Raw genomic sequence first — 3,389 nt, 5'->3', positions numbered from 1 at the left:
GATTGTCCGGCGGCGTCCTACTCTCCCACACCGTCCCCGGTGCAGTACCATCGGCGCTGGAAGGCTTAACTTCCGGGTTCGGAATGTAACCGGGTGTTTCCCTTCCGCCATAACCGCCGTAACCCTATGAAACTATCAACCAACCTCTGAATCAGGCCTGGTTGTTGTTTCTGAATCACATAGTGGACGCGAGCAAGAAAAAAGACTGCTTTGTGGTCAAGTCCTCGGCCTATTAGTACCGGTCAGCTCCACACGTTACCGTGCTTCCACTTCCGGCCTATCAACCCTGTCGTCTCCAGGGAGCCTTACCCCATCACTGGGTGGGAGACCTCATCTCAAGGCGAGCTTCCCGCTTAGATGCTTTCAGCGGTTATCCCTACCGAACGTAGCCAACCAGCCGTGCTCCTGGCGGAACAACTGGCACACCAGAGGTTCGTCCGTCCCGGTCCTCTCGTACTAGGGACAGCCCCTTTCAAGTCTCCTGCGCGCGCAGCGGATAGGGACCGAACTGTCTCGCGACGTTCTAAACCCAGCTCGCGTACCGCTTTAATGGGCGAACAGCCCAACCCTTGGGACCTACTCCAGCCCCAGGATGCGACGAGCCGACATCGAGGTGCCAAACCATCCCGTCGATATGGACTCTTGGGGAAGATCAGCCTGTTATCCCCGGGGTACCTTTTAGCCGTTGAGCGACACCGCTTCCACATGCCGATGCCGGATCACTAGTCCCAGCTTTCGCTCCTGCTCGACCCGTCAGTCTCACAGTCAAGCTCCCTTGTGCACTTACACTCGACACCTGATTGCCAACCAGGCTGAGGGAACCTTTGGGCGCCTCCGTTACTCTTTAGGAGGCAACCGCCCCAGTTAAACTACCCACCAGACACTGTCCCCCACCCGGATACACGGGCGCGGGTTAGACATCCAAAACGACCAGAGTGGTATTTCACCAATGACTCCACCACAACTAGCGTTGCGGCTTCCCAGTCTCCCACCTATCCTACACAAGCCATCCCAAACACCAATGTCAAGCTATAGTGAAGGTCCCGGGGTCTTTCCGTCCTGCTGCGCGAAACGAGCATCTTTACTCGTACTGCAATTTCACCGGGTCTGTGGTTGAGACAGCGGGGAAGTCGTTACGCCATTCGTGCAGGTCGGAACTTACCCGACAAGGAATTTCGCTACCTTAGGATGGTTATAGTTACCACCGCCGTTTACCGGCGCTTAAGTTCTCACCTTCGCCACACAAGTGCGGCTAAGCGGTCCCCTTAACGTTCCGGCACCGGGCAGGCGTCAGTCCGTATACATCGTCTTACGACTTCGCACGGACCTGTGTTTTTAGTAAACAGTCGCTTCCCCCTGGCCACTGCGGCCCCCACCAGCTACGGACGCAAAGTCCTACACCAGCGAAGGCCCCCCTTCTCCCGAAGTTACGGGGGCAATTTGCCGAGTTCCTTAACCACAGTTCACCCGAACGCCTTAGTATTCTCTACCTGACCACCTGAGTCGGTTTAGGGTACGGGCCGCCACGACACTCGCTAGAGGCTTTTCTCGGCAGCATAGGATCACCCACTTCGCCACAATCGGCTCGGCATCACACCTCAGGATATATGAGAGACGGATTTGCCTATCTCTCTCCCTACATGCTTACCCCGGGACAACCACCGCCCGGGATGGGCTACCTTCCTGCGTCACCCCATCGCTTACCTACTACCTCATCGGACCGAGCGTTCACTCTGACACCAACTCCGAAGAGCCGGCCGAGCTAAGGACTCTTAGCATCAAAGGATTCAGTATTGGCGCGTCACAGCGGGTACGGGAATATCAACCCGTTATCCATCGACTACGCCTGTCGGCCTCGCCTTAGGCCCCGACTTACCCTGGGCGGATTAGCCTAGCCCAGGAACCCTTGGTCATCCGGCGCAGAAGTTTCTCACTTCTGATTCGCTACTCATGCCTGCATTCTCACTCGCACGCCCTCCACGACACGATCACTCGATCGCTTCACCGGACGCACGACGCTCCCCTACCCACCCACACAAGTGTGAGTGCCACGACTTCGGCGGTGTACTTGAGCCCCGCTACATTATCGGCGCAGAATCACTTGACCAGTGAGCTATTACGCACTCTTTCAAGGGTGGCTGCTTCTAAGCCAACCTCCTGGTTGTCACTGCGACTCCACATCCTTTCCCACTTAGCACACGCTTAGGGGCCTTAGTCGGTGATCTGGGCTGTTTCCCTCTCGACCACGGAGCTTATCCCCCGCAGTCTCACTGCCACGCTCTCACTTACCGGCATTCGAAGTTTGGCTGACGTCAGTAACCTTGTAGGGCCCATTAGCCATCCAGAGCTCTACCTCCGGCAAGAAACACGCAACGCTGCACCTAAATGCATTTCGGGGAGAACCAGCTATCACGGAGTTTGATTGGCCTTTCACCCCTACACACAGGTCATCCCCCAGGTTTTCAACCCTGGTGGGTTCGGTCCTCCACGCAGTCTTACCCACGCTTCAACCTGCCCATGCGTAGATCACCCCGCTTCGGGTCTACAGCATGCGACTCAAACGCCCTATTCAGACTCGCTTTCGCTACGGCTCCCCCACACAGGTTAACCTCGCCACACACCATAACTCGCAGGCTCATTCTTCAAAAGGCACGCAGTCACATCACAGCCGCCCGAAGGCGACTACGCTCCTACGGCTTGTAGGCACACGGTTTCAGGTACTATTTCACGACCCCTCACCGGGGCGCTTTTCACCTTTCCCTCACGGTACTCGTTCACTATCGGTCATCAGGAAGTATTTAGGCTTACCAGGTGGTCCTGGCAGATTCACACAAGATTCCACGAGCCTCGTGCTACTCGGGAACACCCCAAACAGTCGATATGATTTCGCCTACCCGGCTCTCACGGTCTACGGCGCCCCATCCCAAAGGCTTCGACTACCACACCGATTTATCACTGCCCGGAAAGACGGCAGCCTTTCCAAGAGGGTCCCACAACCCCGCACACGCAACACCTGCCGGCTATCACACATGCACGGTTTAGCCTCCTCCGCTTTCGCTCACCACTACTCACGGAATCACTATTGTTTTCTCTTCCTACGGGTACTGAGATGTTTCACTTCCCCGCGTTACCACCAACCGCCCTATACATTCAGACGGCGGCAACACCACATGACTGGTGCTGGGTTACCCCATTCGGAAATCCCCGGATCAACGTCAGGTTGGCGACTCCCCGAGGCTTAACGCAGCCTCCCACGTCCTTCATCGGCTCCTGATGCCAAGGCATCCACCGTGTGCCCTAAAAAACTTGGCCACAAAGATGCTCGCGTCCACTATGCAATTCACAAACAACAAACAGAAACCAGCCCACCCCGCACCACGACACCCAAA

The 3,389-nt window shown here is 56.5% G+C and carries 2 rRNA genes; both read right to left on the bottom strand.

The features are described from left to right. Nucleotides 1-4: 4 nt before the first annotated feature. A 5S ribosomal RNA gene (rrf, locus tag Pmi06nite_RS41460) occupies nt 5-121 on the bottom strand. Between the two features lie 91 nt (nt 122-212). Then, nucleotides 213-3,312, bottom strand: a 23S ribosomal RNA gene (locus tag Pmi06nite_RS41455). Nucleotides 3,313-3,389 lie beyond the last annotated feature (77 nt).

The sequence above is a fragment of the Planotetraspora mira genome (assembly GCF_016863275.1).
GTDB lineage: Bacteria > Actinomycetota > Actinomycetes > Streptosporangiales > Streptosporangiaceae > Planotetraspora > Planotetraspora mira.
The sequence above is the reverse complement of the archived record's forward strand: the minus strand, read 5'-3'. Positions and strand labels throughout refer to the sequence as shown.